Consider the following 20,430-nt stretch of genomic DNA (forward strand, 5'->3'; position numbering starts at 1 on the left):
ATGCGATCGGCCGTCAGGGCGACCGGATCGGTAAAGCGATAATGCCATCAACGGAAAACCGGTCACTTTGGACGATGACTTGAGTATCACGCACGTCAAACCGAAGCTCGGTTGCAAGATGTGCAACATAACTTGCCCCTTTTGAATTTGCGCAAATTTTGTGCATCGCTATTTGCCGCATCGCAGCAAGAGGCGCCGGAACGCTTCATGCGGCACGCAAGGTGGAGCGCCGGAACGCTCCTCACATGCGATGAAACGATAAAAATGTTTGCAGGAGCTTTATTATGACCCTCGTCCACCGGACGTTCGGGTTCGCTGCCGCGCTGGGCACCAGCGCGCTGGCGTTTGCGCTCACCCTCGCCTGATTTCAGGCCTTGGTGGCGTTACCCTGAATTACCCATGAGAAGGGCGGCCCCAGGGCCGCCTTTTTCGTATGGGCGGCGTATTCTCTCCCGTCAGGCCGCCATCTTCAACGACACAGGGATACTGCGATCCTCGACCGCAAGCTGCCCCGGCATGCGCCATGTCGGAAGATCCAGCAGCCACTCGGCCGCGCGCGTGCGCACCAGCACGACATGCCCCGCGAGACACCCGGCCACGAGCAGCGGCACCGCTAGAAGCGGATAGGCCGCGCCGACCCAGATACTGCCGAGAAGCGGCGGCGCCCACCGTTCGATTGTGAAGGCAAGCGCCGGCATCAGCAGGAAGTGCATGAGATAGATCTGCAAAGTCCGCTTCGCCAGCCAGGACGCAGGGCGGATCAGCGCCGATCCGCGCCGCGCGATGAGCATGCAGAGCATCGCCCCGGCCGCGACCGCCAGGACATCCACCGGCAGGAGAAACGTATCAGACTTCAGCGCGACTGCCGCACCAACAAGGTATGCCGCCCCCAGCACGAGCACCCGCGATGCCGTCGCCCGTTCCACGAAGGCCAGCACCTCGCCTTTCATCCGCACGCCGGCGACGAAGAAGATCGCACACCGCAGCATCTTGGGCTCGTGCGCGGCAAGCTGCCCCTCGAACATAGTGCCCAGCACGGACAGAACCGCGCAGAGCAGCAATGTCGTCCAGACCGGCAGCGGCAGGGTGATCCGCGTCAGCAGGTAATACATGCCGAGCGCCACCAGATACCAAGACACCTGCGTCAACAGGAGCGCCGGCAGGAAGCGATTGGTCATGGCGACCTCGAACCACGAGCCCACGGGATCGATCGGCGCCAGGATCTGATAGATCATTGCCCAGACGAAATAGAGATAGAGCGGCTTCACCAACCGGCTGCGCTGCGTATCCGGCCGCGGCTCCATGATCGAATCCGATGCAAGTATCCCCGAGACGAGGAAGAACAACGGCATGCGCACCGGACGGATGAAACCGTTCACGACATGCCATGCCGCCGCCAGTTCAACCTGATCCGCCCACGGCATATGCGCGATCTGCTCGCCCAGATGCATCATAACCACCAGCAGGATGCACCCTGCCTTGGCAAGATTTGGCCAGACAAGTTCTCGCCGGGAAATTGCTGTCGTCACGTAATCTCACCCCTGGTTCGAGAGTGATGCTACGTCGTTTTACTTATGCGAGTGTTAACCTTCGTAAGTCGCACACGAACAGCAATCAATTGCATCGCCTTCGTTTTGAGAATTACAGATATTTAATTCTGATCAGGCACTTCATCACCCCAACCGGAGGCGCCCCAACCGACCACCCGCGTCGGTTCGCCGCAGCATGGTCGGATGGCTGTCGCACCCTTGTGGAAAACCACCGCGGCCAAGCCGGTTTCGCTTGGGTTTGCCCCCTCAGACCCTATATGCTCGCCATGGCCAGCAATCCCGAAAACAAGAACCAGAACTCCTACGGCGCCGATTCGATCAAGGTCCTCAAGGGCCTCGACGCGGTGCGCAAGCGCCCCGGCATGTACATCGGCGATACCGACGACGGCTCGGGCCTGCACCACATGGTGTTCGAGGTTTCGGACAATGCCATCGACGAGGCGCTCGCCGGGCACTGCGACCTGGTCCTGATCGAACTGAACCCCGACGGCTCCGTTTCGGTGGAAGACAACGGGCGCGGCATCCCCACCGGCATCCATGCCGAGGAAGGCGTGTCCGCCGCCGAAGTCATCATGACCCAGCTCCACGCGGGCGGTAAGTTCGAGAACACCTCGGACGACAACGCCTACAAGGTGTCGGGTGGTCTCCACGGCGTCGGCGTCTCGGTGGTGAACGCGCTGTCGGAATGGCTGGAACTCACCATCTGGCGCGACGGTCAGGAGCACTGGATGAAGTTCGCGCACGGCGATGCCGTGGCGCCGCTCATCGTCAAGGGCCCCGCCCCCAAGGCCGAGCAGAACCCGGACGACGACGGTTTCAAGAAGGGCACCCGCGTAACCTTCCTCGCCTCGACCGACACGTTCAAGAACGTCACCGAGTTCGACTTCGACAAGCTGGAGCACCGCTACCGTGAACTGGCGTTCCTCAATTCGGGCGTGCGCATCAAGCTGCGCGACAAGCGCCACGAGGAGATCAAGGAGCACGACCTGTTCTACGAAGGCGGCATCGCGGCCTTCGTGAAGTACCTCGACCGCAACAAGACCGCGCTGCTGGCAGAGCCCATCGCGATCTCGTCCGAGCGGGATGGCATCGGCATCGATGTCGCGCTGGAGTGGAACGATTCGTATTACGAGAACGTCCTGTGCTTCACCAACAACATCCCGCAGCGTGACGGCGGCACGCACCTCGCCGCGTTCCGCGCGGCGCTGACCCGCACGCTGAACAACTATTCCGAGAAGTCGGGCCTGCTCAAGAAAGAGAAGGTCTCGCTGACAGGCGACGACATGCGCGAGGGTCTGACCGCGATCGTCTCGGTCAAGCTGCCCGACCCCAAGTTCTCGTCGCAGACCAAGGACAAGCTGGTCTCTTCCGAAGTGCGCCAGCCCTTGGAAAGCCTGATGGCGGACCGCATGAACGATTGGCTGGAGGAGAACCCGGCTCACGCCAAGTCGATCGTCCAGAAGATCATCGACGCCGCCGCAGCCCGCGAAGCCGCCAAGCGCGCCCGCGAACTGACCCGCCGCAAGGGCGCGATGGACATCGCCAGCCTGCCCGGCAAGCTGGCCGACTGCCAGGAGCGCGATCCTTCGCTCTGCGAACTGTTCCTGGTCGAGGGCGATTCGGCAGGCGGCTCGGCCAAGCAGGGGCGTGACCGCAAGACGCAGGCGATCCTCCCGCTCAAGGGCAAGATCCTCAACGTCGAGCGCGCGCGGTTCGACCGCATCATCTCGTCCAAGGAAGTCGGCACGCTGATCCAAGCGATGGGCACCGGCATCCGCGACGACTTCACGCTCGACAAGCTGCGCTACCACAAGATCGTCATCATGACCGACGCAGACGTCGACGGTGCGCATATCCGTACCCTTCTGCTGACGTTCTTCCATCGCCAGATGCCCGACATCATCCGCGCCGGGCACCTCTTCATCGCCCAGCCGCCGCTCTACAAGGTGTCGAAGGGTCGCTCGGAGGTCTACCTCAAGGACGGTGCCCACCTCGACCGCTATCTGGTCGAGGCCGGCCTCAACGGCCGCGTGCTCGAAACCTCGGGCGGCGCGCGTCTTGGGCCTGACCTCGAAGCGCTGGTCGAGCACGCGATCCGCATGCGCAACCTGATGGCCTTCGTGCCCCGCCGCTACGACCCCGTCATTATCGAGGCACTGGGCCTCGCCGGCGTGTTCGAGCCCGACCTGTCGATCGAGGCCCGCAGCGCCGCCCTCACCCGCACCGCGGCATGGCTCGATCGCGGCGACACCGAGGCCCGCTGGTCGGCCCGCCTGTCCGAAGACGGCACCGTCGAGGTCGAACGCCTGTGGCGCGGCGTCACCGATCACCACAAGATCGAAGGCAGCTTCCTCTCCAGCGCCGAGGCCCGCAAGCTCGCCCGCCTCGCGGCCGAGAACGCCGAAGTCTACGCCGGCACTGCACGGCTGGTGCGCGCCAGCGCCGCAGAGGCGGAGCCGGAGGCGACCGTGGATGCAGACGGCGAGGAAGAACCCGTCGTCGCTGCCCGTCCGACCCAGGGCGCGGATATCATTACCCGCCCCAGCCAGCTCCTCGCACTCGTGCTGGCCGCCGGTCGCAAGGGCCTGTCGATCGCCCGCTACAAGGGTCTGGGCGAAATGAACGCGGAACAGCTCTGGGAAACCACGCTGGACCCGGAGAACCGCGTGCTGCTGCAGGTCAAGGTCGAGGACGCCGACGTGACGGACGAGATCTTCACCCGCCTGATGGGCGACATCGTCGAACCGCGCCGCGACTTCATCCAGGAAAACGCGCTCAACGTCGCCAACCTCGACGTCTGATCCGCGCGGCGGCTCTGATAATCTGCAAGGGCGGGAGCGCACTGGATGCACTCCCGCCCTTTTGCGTGGGCGCTCTTGTCTTGCGCGCTTGCTGAGGCATCATGCTGCAATCGCACAGCTGGAGCCGCCCATGCCCGACACGCCTCCTCTTTCCCTTGACGACGACCTGAAGCACGACCTCGTCACTCGCGGCTACGACCGGCGCAGCTTCGGACGGATCGCCGCGCTGCTGGGCGGCGGGATCGCGGCGGCACAGGCCATGCCAGGCTTTGGGCCTGCCTTCGCGCAAGTACCCAAGGCGGCTGCAGGAACCGTGCGCATCGGCGCCAACGAGTGCTGGACCGGCCCCTTCCCCGCCGGAGTTGAGGCGGCGATGAAGGCAGTCAGCCAAGGCAACCGCTACGAGCCCGACGGCGAGATCCAGAAACTGCGCGACACCGTCGCCATGGTCGAACGGGTGCCTGCAGATCGCGTCATCGCCTGGCCGGGATCGAGCGATCCGCTCGCCCGCATTGCCGTCACGTTTGCGTCCCCTACGCGCGGGATCGTCACCGCCGATCCGACTTTCGAGCCGATCTGGCAGGTCGGCGAATGGCTGGGGGCCAAGGTCTCGAAAGTGCCGCTGGCGCCGAGCAACGCCCACGACGTGCGCGCGATGCTGGCTGCCGATCCGAACGCCGGGCTCTATTACATCTGCACACCCAACAACCCCACCGGCACGCTGACGCCGCTTGCCGACATAGAGTGGCTGCTCGCGGCCAAGCCCAGGGACGCGGTGGTCCTGGTAGACGAAGCCTACCTCCACTTCGCCGGAGCGCCCAGCGCGATGCCGCTTGCCGCGACGCGCAGCGACGTGATCTTGATGCGCTCCTTCTCCAAGCTGTTTGGCATGGCGGGCATGCGCCTCGGCCTGACGGTGGCCGACCCCGCGCTGCACAGGCGGATGATGCGCTACGACGGCGATCTGGTGACGATGATGCTGCCGATCACGGCCGTCGCCTGCGGCACCGCCTCGCTGACGCAGACGGACGAGATCGCCGCACGGCGGAGCCAGATGGAAGCCGCGCGCGAGGAAACCCTGGCACATGTCGCGAAACGCGGCCTGAAAGTGCTGCCCGGCAGCCGCGCCAACATGTTCCTTCTCGGATGGAGCGACCGTTCGCCCAAACAGATGAGCGAGGCGTTTCTGGCGCAAGGCGTGCAGATCGGCCGCTCGTGGAGCGCCTATCCGCAGATGTCGCGGATCACCGTGGGTTCGGCCGAGGACATGGCGAAGTTCCGGCTGGCGCTCGACCGCATCCTGACGGCCTGACCTACCCCGGATTGCGGGCCGTGACGATCCACGCGGCGCCGTCGATCAGGACCGATCGCTCGCCCGGTCGCGCTGCGAAGGCGGCGCGCACGGCCTCGGCGCAGCGCGCCTTCACGCCCTCATCCTGATCAGCCAGCGCCCGGGACAACGGGCCGACCGCGAAGGCCATGTCCAGCGCATCGTCGTTCGCGGCCTCGCGGGTGACGCCCTCGCCGAAGGGTATCTGCGCATCGAACGGCGCAAGGGCGATGTCGGCGAAACCCGCCTCGACCAACAGGCGCTCCACCCGGAGCGGATCGCCGAACGAGAATGGCCCCGGCGCTTTTGGATCCGGGGCGCCCTGCGGCGGCAGGATACCCCGGATCGCCCCCATCGGCAGGCGCACCCAGTCGTTCTCGGCCGCCCCGCGCCAGCATACGAACACCAGCCGCCCACCGGGTTTGAGCGCCCCCGCATGTGCCCGAAGGCGGCGGCGGGATCGCCGAAGAACATTACCCCGAAGCGCGAAAACAGCAGGTCGTAGGCCTGCGCGGCAAGCTCGGCCGTGGCGGCGTCGGCCAGTGCGAAATCGACGGCGCCATGGCCCGGTTCGCGGGCGCGCTCGAGGAGCTGGGGCGATATGTCGAGACCGAGCACCCGGCCCTCGGCGCCCACCCGGTCGGCCAGCACGAAGCTGGACGCCCCGGCGCCGCAGCCGACGTCGAGTACATGCTCGCCCGGCTGCGGGTCGGCAGCGGCGATCGCGGCTTCACCGAAGGCCGCCAGCATCGCATCGAGGCGGCGCTGGTTGCTCACCCAGTTGTCGCCGCTTTTGCCGACCCAGTCGCTGACCTGATAGACCGCCGGTTTCGTCATGATCACTCCTAGTTGCGAATTATTATCAACTAGGAGCGCCCGGTGCGGAGTGCAACCCACCCGCCCCGTCATTGAGAGCGCAGCGAAGCAATGAGGAAATGGCAGGCGCTTACGCCTGCAGCAGTTCCGGCAGTTTGCCCGACATGCCCCGCGCCTCGTCCATGAAGAAGCGCTTGAGCAGCGGGGTGCGCTGCACCGCGCCCATGCCGAGGCGGCGCACGGCGCTGGCGGTACGGCCGGGAATGCCGAACAGGCGGGTGAGGCCATCCGTCGCCGCCATCACCATCAGGCTGTCGAGACTGCGCCACTTTTCATAGCGCGCCAGCAACTGCGCATCACCCGGCTCGAGGCCGAGGCGCATGCCCTCGACCAGCACTTCCACCAGCGCGCCGACATCGCGCAGGCCGAGGTTCAGGCCCTGCCCGGCGATCGGGTGCATGCCGTGAGCGGCATCGCCGATCACCGCAAGGCGTTCCTCGACCACGCGCCCGGCGTGGTGGAAGCGCAAGGGATAGCTCATGCGCGGGGCCGAGAGTTCGATCTTGCCGAAGATGCCGTGCATGCGCTCGAACACTTCGTTCACGAACATCGCATCGGGCATGGCGATGACGCCCGCCGCATCCTTTTCCGCCACGGTCCAGACCAGCGCGCTGCGGTGGCGGCCCTGTTCGTCGTCGAGCAGCGGCAGCAGCGCGAACGGCCCCGCCGGATAGAAGATTTCCCAGGCGGTGCCGTCATGCGGCTTTTCATGGAACAGCCCGGTCACGAAGGCGCGGTGGTGGTATTCCCACTTCGCCAGCGCGAAACCGGCCTCGTCGCGCGTCGGCGACTGGCGCCCTTCCGCCGCGACCAGCAGCGAGCCCCGGATCACCCGTCCGTCAGAGAGTTCCACCTCGACGCCGTGGGCGCCGCGATCCTTGCGCACGGCCTCGGTGCGTACGTGCCAGGCGATGTTCGGTTCGCCGCGCGCCGCATCGAACAGGGCGATGCGCAAGTCGCGGTTGGCGAACATGCGGCCCAGAGAACCTTCCTCGGCCTTGGGCGTGAAGTCGATGCGGCCGGGCTTCATGCCGTCGGTCACCGCGATCGAGGCGATCGGGCAGCCCAGCTTCTCCAGCGCCGGCGCGAGGCCGATGTTGGTGAACAGGTTCCAGCTCGCGGTCGAGATCGCCGAGGCGCGGCCGTCCGCGCCTTCGGCCACCAGATCCGCCGGGTCGGCGCGGTCCACCACATGGGCGGTGATGCCCGCCCGGGCGGCGGCAAGCGCCAGCGTCATGCCGACGAGACCGCCGCCCAGGATGATAAGATCGCGCCTTTCGGGCGCCGTGCCAGTCGTATTCGAGTCGCTCATCGCGAGCAGCTATCGGCCTCCCCGGCGTAGATGTCGAGGCACCTTCCGTCCCATGTGCCCGCCGGTTCGCTCAGGCCCACGAGCGCGGCGAGGGTCGGTGCGATGTCCACGGTCTCGACCGGCTGGGGCTGCTCCATCGAGGTCAGGCCCTTGCGCCAGAACAGCATCGGCACGCGGCGGTCGTAGTCCCACGGGCTGCCGTGCGTGGAGGCGCTGCCGGGACGCGGAGCCACGCCGGGAACGACCGCGCGCTTCGTCATCATCAGCACGTCGCCCGAGCGGCCCGGCACGAACGAGGCGGCGACGCGCTCGATCAGGGTCCAGTCCTGCGGGTGACCGGCGGGGACTTTCACCTTCGCCAGTTCGTCGGCGGTATAGGCGCCCGCGATCTGCGGATTGGCCTTGAGCTGCGTCATGAGCGTGGCGATGACCTTCTTGCGCTGCGCCGCCGTCAGGCCCGCATTCAGCCAGACGTCGCCCGAGCTGCCCGCGCCATAAAGCAGCGGCCCGTCCTTGGGGATGATGCCGGTCGCCTTGGAGACCGAGGCCGACAGGCCTTTCTCGGTCAGCGAGGGGTCGAGGCGGCTGGCCTCGGGCACGCCCTGCAACTTGAGGCGCTCGGGCGCGTCGATGCCCCCATGGTCGGCGCTGAGCACCACCGCATAGTCGATCTCGCGCGCGTCGAGCGCGGCGAGCAGGCGGCCGATGGTCGCGTCCAGAACGTTCTGCTGGATGCACATCTCGACGCCCTCGGTGCCGAAGGCGTGGCCGACCTTGTCGTTGGCCGAATAGCTGACCGAGAGCACGTCGGGCACGTCGTCCTTGCCCAGCGGCATCTCATCGAGCAGGCGGATCGCCATGTCGGTGGTCACGTCGTCTACGCGCGGGCCATTGAGGTAGGACTTGTAGTCGCCCGCCTTGTTGGCGAAGCGGAAGGTGCCGATCGAGAAGCTGCCGAGGTTGACCGCGTGGTCGTAAGGCGCGCACCAGCCCGGTACGGGAAGGTCGCCGTCGCCCGCCTCGACGGCTTTGGCGATGGCGGCGTTTTCGGCCACGGCGGCGGCGGAGGGCTTGCGGTCGTCATAGGTGACGAAGCCCTTGCCCTTGATCCAGTAGGCGGCGTCAGAGGTATGGCCGCTCATCATCACCACCGCACGGTCCTTGGCGGAGACGGCGACGTTGAGGGTGGCGGGGTTCTTCGCCTTGAGCAGGTCGCCCAGCGTCGGGGCCTTGAGGTGCATCGGGCTGATGACCGAATCCTGCGAATTGCTGGCGGGGTTGGTCTCGTCCTCCGAACAGTAGACCTCCTTGTCCTCGCGGCCGATGCCCGGGACGTACCAGCTGTTGGCAAGGATGCCGGTGCGATTGGGGTGCACGCCGGTCAGCAGGGTGGAGTGGCCGGGGCAGGTCTCGGTCGCGGCGTGCGACTGGAAGCCCGAGGGGAACACCGCGCCCTTAAGCAGTCTGTTGAGACCCTTGGAATAGCGCTCGCGATATTGCTGGAATAGGTCCGACGAATACTGGTCGACCGAGATCGCGACGATCAGCTTCGGGGGTGCCTGGGGAGCAGCCTTCGCCGCCGGGGCCGGAGCGGCCTCCTGCGCGAAGACGGGAGCGGAAGCGCCGAGCGCAAGAGCGACAACGAGCGAGGAGAGCGGGAGGCGCATCGGGGGAGGTTCCTTGAAAAGTCCGAGCGTTGGATGCAGATGCTGCGATGACGCGATCGTCGATCAGGCGCAAGACTCGCCTAACCTCACGGAGCACCATGCAAAAGCGCCGCTACCGACTGCCTGTGACAGTTCTGTGTCATCTCATGGTGCTGTTGAGTGCCGTTGTGTCCCTTTGTGTGCCCGCTCATGCAGCGTCCTCGCAAGCCCCCACGCATATCGCAGCGGAATTGCTCGCGGGGCCGGTGAAGGACGGCAAGACCACCCTCGCCATTCGCATGACGCCCGAAGCGGGATGGCATGGATACTGGCTCAATCCGGGCGATGCGGGTCTTGGGATGCAGTTGTCGTGGGACCTGCCTGAGGGCGTGAAAACGGGGCAGCCGCGCTATCCGGTGCCGCAGACGCTGGTGGTTCAGGGCCTGATGAACCACGTCTACGAAAGCGAGTACGCGGTGCTGGTGCCGGTCACCGTTCCTGCCGAAAAAGGGCGGATTCCGGTGCGCGTGAAGGCTCAGTGGCTGGCCTGCACCGAGCAGATCTGCGTCCCCGAACGCGCCGAACTCGCGGCCGAGATCGTGCCCGGTGCGCCGCATGATCCGCGCTTCGACACATGGACCCAGCGCCTGCCCGCGCCGCTCGATGCTCCGGCCACTTTTTCGTTGAATGACAAGACGTTGCGCCTTGCCATCCCGCTCCCGGCGTCGGTGCCGCTGCAGGCCCCACACCTCTTCGTCGGCCAGGACAAACTGATCGACTATGCTGCTCCGCAAGCTTTCGCACGCAAGGGCGACATGCTGCTGGTAACGATCCCCGCGCCCGCTTCGCCCCGCAGAATGCCGCAGGATTCGACGCCGTCCTGCGCCTCGACGCCGCAGGCAACGGCATCGCCCTCACCGCAAAACCCGGCCCGGTGCCGAGCGGCGGCACCATGCTGGTCGGAAGCGAAGCGCCCAAGCTCCCCGCCCTGCCTTGGTTGCTGCTGGCGGCTCTGGCGGGCGGACTGCTGCTCAACGTGATGCCCTGCGTCTTCCCGATCCTTTCGCTCAAAGCCCTCAGCCTCGCCCGCGCGGGCGAAAGCGAGGCCCATGCGCGGATCGAGGGACTGGCTTACGCGGCGGGCGTGATCCTCGCCTGCCTCGGCCTCGGCGCAGCGCTGCTGGCGCTGCGGGCTGGCGGCGAGCAGGTCGGCTGGGCCTTCCAGTTGCAGGAGCCGGTCGTCGTCGTCGCGCTCTTCGCGCTGGCGGTCGCGATCACCGCCAACCTGCTGGGTCTGTTCGAGTTTTCCGTTCCGGGCTTCGCCTCGGCAGGCTCTCCGCAGGGAGCCTTCGCGACCGGCCTGCTCGCCGCGTTCGTCGCGACGCCCTGCACCGGCCCGTTCATGGCGAGCGCCATGGGCGCGGCGCTGCTGCTGCCGGTCGTGCCCGCAATGGCGCTGTTCGCGACGCTCGGTCTCGGCATCGCGCTGCCGTTCCTCGCCGTCGCCTTCGTGCCCGCCCTGCGCGCACGCCTGCCCCGGCCGGGCCGATGGATGGTGACGTTCCGGCGGGTCATGGCCGTGCCGATGGGTTTGACTGCGCTGGCGCTGGCGTGGCTGATCTGGCGCCTCGGCGGCTCGGCCTCGCTCGCCTATGTCGCCGCGCTGGCCGCGCTGGTGCTGGCGCTGCTAGGCCTCGTCGGACGCGCGCAGCGAGGCGGAAAGCGCGCGCTCATGCCCGCTTTCGCGACGCTGGCGGTACTGGCGGTCGGCGTGCTGACGATGCCCGAGCCGCGCCCGCAGGCGCAAGAGGAAGCCTCGATCATCAAGGCCAGACCCTTCTCGCCCGAGGCGCTGGCGAGGGCACGCGCGAGCGGCAAGCCGGTCTTCGTGTGGATGACCGCCGACTGGTGCCTCACCTGCAAGGTCAACGAAGCCGCCGCGATCGAGCGCGAGGACACCCGCGCCGCCTTCGAAAAGGCCGGGGTCGTGGTGCTGCGCGGCGACTGGACCCGGCGCGATCCGGCGATCACCCGCTACCTCACCGAACAGGGCGCGGCGGGGGTTCCCCTTTACGTCTGGTATGGCCGCGACGGGCACGCCGAAACACTGCCTCAGGTGCTTACGCCCGCGCTGCTGGAGGAAAAGGCAAGATGACGTCGTCCCGGACTTGATCCGGGACCGCTGGCAGTGAACAGCCCACATAGCTTCAGGGCGCCCGGCGCGGCAGCGCCCACCTAAAGATAGCCACCGGTCCCGGATCAAGTCCGGGACGACGGTGTGCCATCACGCTTACTTCTTCGGCAGGTTCGCCGCGATCTCCGGCACTTTCTCAAGCTGTGTACGCACGCTCTCCAGCGGTCCGACAATCACAACGCTCAGCTTGTCCACCGGCAGCTCCCGCTTCGCGGCGGTCTGGAAATCCGCCGCCGTGAGCGCGCTCGCCCGGCCGACGTAGCCGTTGAGGTAGTCCACCCCCAGCCCCTGCACGTCGAGGTTCGCCAGCGATCCCGCCAGCCCATCGCGCGAGGACAGGCCCAGCACGAACGTCCCGTTCATGTAGTTGCGGATGCCCTGCACTTCGCCCGGCGTCGGCAGGGTGTCCTGCATGCGCCGGATCTCCTTGTAGATCTCGGTGATCGCAGGCCCGGTCGATTCGGCGGTGATGTCCGCATCCTCCACCCAGAACGCGCCCTGCACCCGCTGCGAGAGCGAGGCGCTTGGCGAATAGGTGTAACCCTTGTCCTCGCGGATGTTGCGGGTGATGCGCGAGGAGAAATAACCGCCCAGCAGCGTGTTGGTGGCGCGGAAATCCATGTCGTATCCGGGCTTGGCAACCCGCTTGCCGATCCACACGGTCGACTGCGGCGCGCCGGGGCGGTCGATCAGCACGACCCTGGGCGCGGGCTCGGCGGGCACGGGCAATGCAGTGGGCGCAGCGCCCGCCGCCCAGCCACCGAACGCCTTCTCGACCGCCGCGCGCACCGTCGCCGGATCGAAGCGGCCGACGATGTAGAGGTGCGTTCGCGCGGCGCCGAAGTTGGCGGCATGGAACGCCTTGATCTGCTCCAGCGTGTAGCCCGACAGCTGCTGCGGCGTCGGGAAGGTGCGGCCATAGGGATGCTCAGGGTACAGCGCCGCCGAAAAGGCCTCGGACGCGATCGAGCCGGGGGTGGACTTCGCGACCATCAGGTTGCGCAGCATGTCAGCGCGGACCTTCTCCAGCTCCTCGGCCTTGAAGTCGGGGCGCTGGAGCAGGTCGGCGACGAGGGCGACGGCTTCGGGAGTCGATTCGCCCAGCACGTCGATCATCGCCGAACTGGAATCGAGCCCGGTGGACAGCGCCAGCGAACCGCCCATCCCGGCAGCCGCTTCGGCCAGCTGCGAGGCGTCGCGGCCCCCTGCGCCCTTCTGCATCAGGGCGCCGGTGAGGTCGGCGAGCCAGACGTTCTGGCCGTCGTCGATGTTGCCGGTGCGTACGCTGGCGACGATCGTGACCTTGGGCACGTTGCCGTGCTGGGCCATCGTCACCTTCATGCCGTTGGCGAGCGTGAACTCGGTCAGCGGCGGCAGAGCGAAGGGTTTGGGCGCGGCCGGGGCGGGCGGCGCTTCCTTTGCCAAAGCAGGAGCGGCGGTCAGCGCCAGCGCGGCGGTGCAGAGGAGAAGATTCCGGATCATGATGCCCTCCCTCACTTCGCGGCCGCCGGAGCCGCGGCGACGGCGCCGGGCTTCAGGCTGATCACGGTACGGTTGGTCGAACGCAGGTATTCACGCGCGGTCTTGCGGATCAGTTCGGGCGTGACCTTCTCGATCTCCGCCTCCATCCGGTTGATCCGCCCCGGATCGTCGTCGAACAGCGCGAAGCTGGCGAGCAGGTTGACCAGCCCGAAGCGGTAGCCATCGCCCACGGTATCGTAGATTTCGGATCGCGCCTTGGTCTTGGCACGGGCAAGCTCGGCCGGAGTGACGAGGGTGTCCTGCAGGTCCTTCACCACCGCGTCGATGTCGGCGAGGATGGCGTCGTCGGTCACTTCCGGCCCGTGGATCAGGAATGCCGACCACAGCATCGGGCCATTGTAGTCGTAGGCGCTGCCGAGCGGCCAGTTGATCCCGCCCGAGACGTTGCCCGAATAGCCCTTCTGGTTGACCAGCACCCGCGTCAGCCGGCTGTCCGCGCCCTGGATCAGCATCAGGTCGATCAGCCGCATCGCTGCCCACTCGGGCGTGTTCTTGGGCGGGACGTGATAGGCCCATGCCAGCGCCGGTTGCGGCGCGAGCGGGTCGGTCTTTTCGGAGCGCTTCTCCGCCGTCTGGCGCGGCTCGGAGATGTCGGGGAACTTGAGCGCGCCCGAGGCCGGGATCGGCCCGAAATACTTCTCGGTCCAGGCCATGACCTGCTTCGGATCGACGTCGCCCGCAACGACCAGCACGGCGTTGTTGGGCGCGTAGTAGTCCTTGAAGAACTGCTGCACGTCGGTCAGCGTCGCTGCGTCGATCTCCTTGAGATCGCCGTAGAAATTATGCGCGTTGTACCAGTTCGTATTCGCCAGTTGCGGCAGGTCGAGCCACGGGAAGCCGCCATAGGGCTGGTTGATGACGTTGACCTTGACCTCGTTCTTCACCACGCCCTGCTGGTTGGTGAGATTGTCCTGCGTGATGTCGAGGCCCTTCATGCGGTCCGCCTCGGCCCACAGGAACGTCTCGGTCGTGTTACTGGGGATCGCCTCGTAGTAGTTCGTGAAATCGAACCGGGTGGAGCCGTTGAGCACGCCGCCGTTGGCGTTGACGAGACCGATGAATTCCGCTTTGCCGAGGTTCTTCGAGCCTTGGAACATCATGTGCTCGAACAGGTGCGCGAAGCCGGTGCGGTCCTTGGGCTCGATGCGGAAGCCGATGCCGTAATAGACGCCGACGGTGGCAGTGGGCACCGAATGGTCGGGTGAGATCACCACTTTCAGGCCGTTGGCGAGCTTGTGGTACTCGACCGGCACTTGTGTCTTTGCGGGCGCCGGGGCTGCGGCGACCTTGGGAGCCGCCAGCACGGGCGAGGCGGAAAGCGGCGCCAGCGAGGCGGCGGCTAGCAGAACGGCGCGACGAACGGTGCCGAATCTCATGGCGATGGTGCTCCCGGATGTGTCCCTGTTGATGCGGCCCGGCAGGCAAGCCCGTGGCGCAACCGCTTGAGCGTGCCAGACTATCCGCAGGCAGCCGGTTTGCAATCGACAAGCGACATTGCCCCATCGACGAACGGCTTGCGATTGCAGAGCGTTGATCGGAGCAATTCCGGTCGGGCGGCGCCTGAAACTTCATCGTCATCCCCGCGAAGGCGGGGACCCAACTGTTGTGCGCGCAACCGGCACTAACAGGAGATGGGTTCCCGCCTTCGCGGGAATGACGGAAAAAAGGGAACGGGCCGAACAAGACCCTACCCGAACAGCCAGTGCCCCAGCAGTCGGTCGAAGGGGAAGGTGAAGAAGCCCGCGATCAGCAGCGCGCCGATGATCAGTCCGCGCACCGTGCGACGATGGCGGGCGACGTTGCCCTTGCGCGCGGCGAGCACCAGAACCGGCACCATGACGATGGTGAAGACCGAGAGGATATGGATCAGGCTGAAGTGACCGGGCTTGGTCGTCACCAACAGGCTGTCGACGGCGGTGAGGAACATTGCCGCCGCCCAGGCATAGCCGAGCGCACGGTGGCCGGGCGTGCCCCGCCGCTTCCACAGCAGCACCGGCGTCAGCGCCAGCGCCACGACGATCGTGAACAAGTGCAGCCAGATTACGCCGGGGATGTTCGCCCACTCCGCCATGCCCTTGAGCACCGCGACCACAACGAACCCCAGCATGACGAGCGCCAGTGCCCCGAGCAGCTTCTCAAGCCGATCGGGGGCGATGGACTTGGCAACGCTGGCCATCAGAAGCCCGCGCCGTCCGGCCAACTCTGCGCGGCCAGCCCCATGACCTTGAACAATTGCCCCATCTGCCCCTCGTCGATCAGTCGATCCTTGTCGGAGTTTATGGCAGAAGATTGTTGCGGTGCAACAGCGCAAAGTTGCGCGGCGCGCGTTTCGATGCCGAGCGCGCGCAGGAATGCTCCTTGCGTCACCGTGCCGAGATGGCGCGCACCGCCCGCGACGGCGACTTCGGCCATCGTCGCGAAATCAACGAGGCAGGTAAGGTCCGCTTCGCCCGGATGCGCGAAGGGATCGACCTTCGTATGCGCACGGATCGCCTGCAAGGTCGAGCCGGTGCGCTTTTCGGCGTAGCCGTAGTCGATCAGCAGCGCCGCCCCGCCCTGCCCCTGAAGGCGGAGGGCGATTTCGTCGACCACGGCGGCCGCGCCGGGGCACGTCTCGATCAGGGTCTGCTCGGGCGCTTCGAGCCATGCCTCGGGGACGGCGGCGTCCATCGGGCGGTCGCCGGCGACCGGCACGAAGCGGTGGCCTTCGAGGCCGACCATGCGTTCGCGCCAGCCTGCCGCCGTCTTCACCATCTGGCGCACCGGGAGGGCGTCGAGGAACTCGTTGCCGACCAGCAGCAGCGGTGCGTCGGTGGGCAGGCTGTCCATGTCGTCGTGCCACTGCGCATCGGGCACTGCCTTGCGCTGCTTGGCGCGCAGGGCCCCGGAGCCTTCGACGAGATGGACCTCGGGGCTCAGTCCCTGCTTGCGCATGACCCGCAGCGCATCGCGCGCGAGAGTGCCACGACCGGGGCCCAGCTCGATGTAGTGCACCGTCGCCGGAGCGCCCGCGCGCATCCAGATATCGGTCAGCCACAGGCCGATCAGTTCGCCGAACATCTGGCTGATTTCGGGCGCGGTGACGAAATCGCCAGCGCCGCCGAGTGGGTCCTTGCCGGAGTAATAGCGGGCGTTCGATTCGCCCATGTACTGCTGGAGCGAAATCGGCCCGTAACTGGCGATCAGCCGCCGGAAGACGGCTGCCAGAGAGTCTTCGCCCCCGGCTTCGTCGCTCATCAGGTTATCTCGATAGGACGCCGGGTGGACAGTTCGGGCTTGGCCAGCGCGCGAGCGATCAGGAACAGGCCGAGCAGGATCAGCGGGATCGTCAGCCACTGGCCCATCGACAGGCCGGTGACTTGCGCGAAGCGCTGCAGCTGGGCGTCGGGTTCGCGGAAGAACTCGACGATGAAGCGGGCCGAGGCGATGCCGGTGGTGAAGACGCCGACCAGCAGGCCGGGCCGGAAGCGCGCGCGCGTCTTCCAATAGAGCGTGAGCATGACGATGATCATCAGCAGGCCCTCGAGCCCGGCTTCGTAAAGCTGGCTGGGGTGGCGCGGCAGCGGCCCGGCGTCGGGGAAGACCATCGCCCAGGGCAGCGGCCCGGAAACGACGCGGCCCCACAGTTCGCCGTTCACGAAGTTGGCGAGGCGGCCGAACAGCATGCCGAAGGGCACGCAGACCGACACGAAGTCCGCCACCCGGATCAGGCTCAGCTGGTTGCGCCACGAAACCCAGGCCATCGCCAGGATCACGCCGATGAGGCCCCCGTGGAAGCTCATGCCGCCGTGCCACAGCTTCACCAGTTCGGCGGGGTGCAGCCACAGGCTCGGGATATCGGAACTGCCGCCGGTGTAGAACGTGGCATAGCCGAGACGTCCGCCAAGGATGATGCCGACGGTGCAGTAGAAGAAAAGGTCGTCGGCATGGCGCTGCGCCAGCGGGGCGCCGGGCTCGCGGATCATCCTCGACAAGTGCCAGTAGCCCAGCACGATGCCTGCCAGATAGGCCAGCGAATACCAGCGCAACTCGAAACTGCCGATGCGGAACAGGTAGTTCTTGAGGCCGAGGTTGACCCAGTAGATGGGCTCTGGCGCCTGGGCGGCGGCGGCAAGCAGTGTCAGGGACAAGTGGCGGACCTCGTATACTTCATTTCGCGGCCTTCTGGCATAGGGCGATGCGCGATGGTAGCGGGCTTTTCACTTTCGCGCGGTATGGTCCGTATGCGGAGCCAACCTCGCCCGTCGTCATTGCGAGCGGAGCGAAGCAATCCAGGGCAGTTGAAGGCCGCCCTGGATTGCTTCGCTCCGCTCGCAATGACGAAGCAGGGTAACTCCATGCACTGTTCCGACGAATGCTTTCCCTCTTCCCCGCCAACCACTAGATCATCCAACCATGAGCAGCGTGATCCGAATCCCCTCCCCGCGTTCCGTGATCGACCGGCGCGAACTTGTGCAGACGATCGAGAAGCTGGTGGATGCCTACGGCGCCGCCAAGGGACGGCGTTATATCGTCGAAACGCTGCGCACCGCGCTGGCCGACGGACGCGAGGAAATCGCCCGCCGCCTCGACGCCAAGCCCTCGGCCGGGCACGAGGTCGCCGAGGCGCAGGCCTTCCTGACCGACCAGCTGATCCGCGTGATCCACGATCACATCGTCACCAACGTCTACCCAGCCGGAAACCGCTCCAAGGGCGAGCGGCTGACGATCATGGCGGTGGGCGGCTATGGCCGCGGCGAAATGGCCCCCATTCCGACGTGGACATCGCGTTCCTCACCCCGATCAAGCAGACGCCGTGGTGCGAGCAGGTGATCGAGGCGATGCTCTACTTCCTGTGGGATCTGTCGCTGAAGATCGGCCATTCCAGCCGCTCGCTCGACGACATGGTGCGCATGTCGAAGTCGGACCTGACGATCCGCACCGCGATGCTGGAGGGCCGCTACGTCTGGGGCGACCAGGACCTCTATGAGGAGGCCCGCGCTCGTTTCTTCAAGGACGTCGTCTCCGGCACCGAGCGCCAGTTCGTGGTGGAAAAGCTGGCCGAGCGCGAGGAACGCCACAAACGCATGGGCGACAGCCGCTACGTCGTCGAGCCCAACGTCAAGGAGGGCAAGGGTTCCTTGCGCGACCTTCACGCGCTCTACTGGATCGGCAAGTATATCCACAAGGTCCGCTCCCCCGCCGAACTGGTCGACGTGGGGCTGCTGACGGCCAAGGAATACCGCAGTTTCCGCCGCGCCGAGAACTTCTTCTGGGCGGTGCGCTGCCACCTTCACACCATCACCCGCCGCGCGGAAGACCGCCTGACCTTCGACCTCCAGCGCGAGGTGGCGGCGCGGATGAACTTCTCCGACCGCCCCGGCAAGAGCGCGGTGGAGCGCTTCATGCAGATGTTCTTCCTGCAGGCCAAGGTGGTCGGCAGCCTGACCGGCGTGTTCCTCGCGCAGCTCGACGAGCAGTTCGCCAAGCGCCAGCCGCGCGGGCTGCTGGCGGGTTTCCGCGCCCGCGAACGGCTGCTCAAGGGCTACAAGGTGTTCGGCGGCCGTCTGCGCGCGCCCTCGGACGACTGGTTCGAGAACGATCCGGTCCGAATGATCGAGATCTTCGTCCTCGCCGAGCGCGAGGGCCTGGAAATCCACCCCGAAACACTGCGCCTGATCTCCCGCGATGCCGCGCTGATCAAGGACGAGGTGCGGAGCGACAAGCGCGCCAACGAGCTGTTCATGGAACTGCTCACCAGCCGCCGGAACCCCGAAGTCGCGCTGCGAAGCTTCAACGAGGCGGGGGTGTTCGGCCGCTTCGTCACCGAATTCGGCCGCGTCAACGCGCAGATGCAGTTCGACATGTACCACCACTACACGGTGGACGAGCACACCATCCGCGCCATCGGCCTCGTCTCGCGCATCGAGAAGGGCGAGCTGAAGGACGATCATCCCCTCGCCCATGAAGTGATCCAGAAAGTCCGTTCGCGCCGGGCGCTCTACGTCTCGGTGCTGCTCCACGACATCGCCAAGGGCCGCAAGGGCGACCACTCGGTGCTGGGCGCAGAGATCGCGCTGAAGCTGTGTCCGCGCTTCGGGCTGGACGAGGAGGAGACCGAACTGGTCTCCTGGCTGGTGCGCCATCACCTGCTGCTCTCCGCCACCGCGATGAAGCGCGATCTGTCGGACGGCAAGACCATAGCCGACTTCGTCGAGGTCGTGCAGTCGGTCGATCGCCTGCGCCAGCTGACGGTGCTTACCATCGTCGACATCCGCGCGGTCGGGCCGGGCACCTGGAATTCGTGGAAGCGCCAGCTGATCGCCACGCTCTACGGCGCAGCCGAGGAACGCCTGCGTCTCGGGCACGCAGAGTTCGGTCGTCCCAAGCGGGTCGAGGCCAAGAAGGCGCAGGTCGAGGCGATGGGCGGCGCCTATGCCGCGCTGGTCGAGAAGGTCGGCGCGATCCTCGGCGACGCCTACTGGATCGCCGAACCCGAGGACGTCATCGCCCGCAACCTCATCCAGCTCGATGCTTCGGACGACGAGCCGCTGTCGATCTCGACCGAATACTACCCGGCCCGCGGGGCGACGCTGGTGACGGTGATCGCCTCGGACCACCCCGGCCTGTTCTACCGCATCGCCGGGGGCATCCATCTGGCGGGCGGCAACATCATCGACGCGCGCATCCACACCACCCGCACCGGCCGCGCGGTCGACAACTTCCTCGTGCAGGACCCGCTCGGCCGCCCGTTCATGGAGTACGGGCAACTGCGCCGCCTCGAACTCACCATCGAGAACGCGCTCGCCAACCGCATCAAGATCCTGCCGCAGCTGGTCGCCAAGCCCGACGCGCGCCCGCGCGCCGACGCCTTCGACGTGCGCCCGCGCGTCCTGTTCGACAACAAGGCGTCGAACCGCTTCACCGTGGTCGAGATCAATGCGCGCGACCGCCCGGCGCTGCTCAACCGGCTGGCGCATGCGCTGTTCGAATCCAAGCTGATGGTCCACTCGGCCCATATCGCGACGTATGGCGAACGGGCGGCGGACACCTTCTACGTGACGGACCTGCTGGGCGAGAAGATCACCGCCGCCCCGCGCATCAAGGCGATCGAGCGGCGTCTGCTGGAGGCCACCAGCGAGCCGAGCCTGGAGGAAGCAGTGGCTTGATCCTCCATCGTCATTGCGAGCGCAGCGAAGC

At 66.5% G+C, this 20,430-nt stretch carries 11 protein-coding genes and 3 pseudogenes; 4 read left to right on the forward strand and 10 right to left on the reverse strand.

Annotated features, from left to right (window positions below; genetic code table 11):
• Positions 1-455 precede the first annotated feature (455 nt).
• Complete coding sequence (locus KZO24_RS12900) at positions 456-1,454, reverse strand: acyltransferase family protein (RefSeq protein WP_486486318.1); 999 nt, start codon at positions 1,452-1,454, stop codon at positions 456-458.
• Positions 1,455-1,816: 362 nt separating this feature from the next.
• On the opposite strand from KZO24_RS12900, the gene gyrB reads away from it, so the two are divergent.
• Both gyrB and KZO24_RS12910 read left to right on the forward strand, forming a co-directional pair.
• Entirely contained in the window at positions 1,817-4,351 is a 2,535-nt protein-coding gene (gene gyrB / locus KZO24_RS12905) for a DNA topoisomerase (ATP-hydrolyzing) subunit B (RefSeq protein ID WP_486486319.1), read from the forward strand.
• A gap of 130 nt (positions 4,352-4,481) precedes the next feature.
• Positions 4,482-5,663 carry a pyridoxal phosphate-dependent aminotransferase gene (locus KZO24_RS12910; protein ID WP_486486320.1) on the forward strand — a complete coding sequence of 394 codons (1,182 nt, stop codon included), beginning with the start codon at positions 4,482-4,484 and terminating at the stop codon, positions 5,661-5,663.
• A 1-nt stretch (position 5,664) separates the two neighbouring features.
• Here KZO24_RS12910 and KZO24_RS12915 read toward each other — a convergent pair whose 3' ends face one another.
• The 4 genes and pseudogenes from KZO24_RS12915 to KZO24_RS12930 all read right to left on the reverse strand — a co-directional run bounded on the left by KZO24_RS12915 (position 5,665) and on the right by KZO24_RS12930 (position 9,536).
• A complete protein-coding gene (locus KZO24_RS12915; RefSeq protein WP_486487206.1) occupies positions 5,665-6,087 on the reverse strand; it encodes a hypothetical protein in 423 nt (140 codons plus the stop codon).
• A 56-nt stretch (positions 6,088-6,143) separates the two neighbouring features.
• A pseudogene (locus KZO24_RS12920) lies at positions 6,144-6,590 on the reverse strand (methyltransferase domain-containing protein); the annotation flags it as partial.
• Between the two features lie 37 nt (positions 6,591-6,627).
• Positions 6,628-7,869 (reverse strand): FAD-dependent monooxygenase, encoded by a 1,242-nt coding sequence (locus KZO24_RS12925; RefSeq protein ID WP_271181301.1) that lies wholly within the window; start codon positions 7,867-7,869, stop codon positions 6,628-6,630.
• On the reverse strand, positions 7,866-9,536 hold the full coding sequence (locus tag KZO24_RS12930; RefSeq protein WP_271181300.1) for an alkaline phosphatase family protein: 1,671 nt from the start codon (positions 9,534-9,536) through the stop codon (positions 7,866-7,868). The genes KZO24_RS12925 and KZO24_RS12930 overlap by 4 nt, the downstream gene beginning before the upstream one ends.
• A 98-nt stretch (positions 9,537-9,634) precedes the next feature.
• Between KZO24_RS12930 and KZO24_RS12935 the strand changes: the two are divergent.
• A pseudogene (locus tag KZO24_RS12935) lies at positions 9,635-11,670 on the forward strand (protein-disulfide reductase DsbD family protein).
• A gap of 135 nt (positions 11,671-11,805) precedes the next feature.
• Here the strand turns inward: KZO24_RS12935 and KZO24_RS12940 are convergent.
• The 5 genes from KZO24_RS12940 to lgt form a co-directional block, all read right to left on the reverse strand.
• A complete protein-coding gene (locus KZO24_RS12940) occupies positions 11,806-13,191 on the reverse strand; it encodes a M16 family metallopeptidase (RefSeq protein ID WP_271181298.1) in 1,386 nt (461 codons plus the stop codon).
• A gap of 11 nt (positions 13,192-13,202) precedes the next feature.
• Positions 13,203-14,627 carry a M16 family metallopeptidase gene (locus KZO24_RS12945; RefSeq protein WP_271181297.1) on the reverse strand — a complete coding sequence of 475 codons (1,425 nt, stop codon included), beginning with the start codon at positions 14,625-14,627 and terminating at the stop codon, positions 13,203-13,205.
• 311 nt (positions 14,628-14,938) lie between these two features.
• Positions 14,939-15,427: a DUF2306 domain-containing protein gene (locus KZO24_RS12950; protein ID WP_486486321.1), complete on the reverse strand. Its 489-nt coding sequence runs from the start codon at positions 15,425-15,427 to the stop codon at positions 14,939-14,941.
• Complete coding sequence (locus tag KZO24_RS12955) at positions 15,427-16,488, reverse strand: class I SAM-dependent methyltransferase (RefSeq protein WP_486486322.1); 1,062 nt, start codon at positions 16,486-16,488, stop codon at positions 15,427-15,429. The genes KZO24_RS12950 and KZO24_RS12955 overlap by 1 nt, the downstream gene beginning before the upstream one ends.
• On the reverse strand, positions 16,488-17,381 hold the full coding sequence (gene lgt / locus KZO24_RS12960; RefSeq protein ID WP_486486323.1) for a prolipoprotein diacylglyceryl transferase: 894 nt from the start codon (positions 17,379-17,381) through the stop codon (positions 16,488-16,490). Before lgt ends, KZO24_RS12955 begins: the two co-directional genes overlap by 1 nt.
• A 265-nt stretch (positions 17,382-17,646) precedes the next feature.
• On the opposite strand from lgt, the pseudogene KZO24_RS12965 reads away from it, so the two are divergent.
• Positions 17,647-20,399: pseudogene (locus tag KZO24_RS12965) on the forward strand ([protein-PII] uridylyltransferase).
• Positions 20,400-20,430: the final 31 nt, after the last annotated feature.

This window comes from Novosphingobium sp. NFX11, assembly GCF_057376415.1.